A 409-nucleotide genomic window follows, 5' to 3' on the forward strand; every position below is an offset into this window, starting at 1 on the left:
ATCGCCATCCCCTCAAGCCCAGCCGACTGCACGAACAGATCAAAGGCTATCAGATTCTTCTCACTGGCCTCTCCCAGTTCACCAGAGCCATAATTGCCTCCAGGATTCCCGAGATGAGAATCATCAGCATGATTGCTATTACCAGATTGGGCAGGCTGAACAGCAGTGCCAGCAGAAGCAGCATAATCGCCATGATTGCCCGAAAGTCTATTGTTTTGAACGTTGTCATTACTATTGCTATTAACTGTAAACTGTAAACTATTAACTTTTGCATCTCCCCTTCCGTCAACCGTCAGTCCACGGTCGAGAAACGCCTGCCTGCGCTTCATAATCTCTTCATTACTCAGCACTGCGCACCACATTTTAGACCGGTAGATTTCCGAGTCCTTATCCGTCAGGAAAATCATTC

General features: G+C 47.4%; 1 protein-coding gene. It reads right to left on the reverse strand.

Annotated elements, in window-relative coordinates; genetic code table 11:
• A partial coding sequence (locus tag D4A39_RS19315) for a hypothetical protein (RefSeq protein WP_233552540.1) occupies positions 1 to 350 on the reverse strand: 350 nt, incomplete at its 3' end.
• Between the last annotated feature and the right edge of the window lie 59 nt (positions 351 to 409).

Origin of the sequence: Alcanivorax profundi, from assembly GCF_003597125.1 — a bacterium.
Lineage (GTDB): Bacteria > Pseudomonadota > Gammaproteobacteria > Pseudomonadales > Alcanivoracaceae > Alcanivorax > Alcanivorax profundi.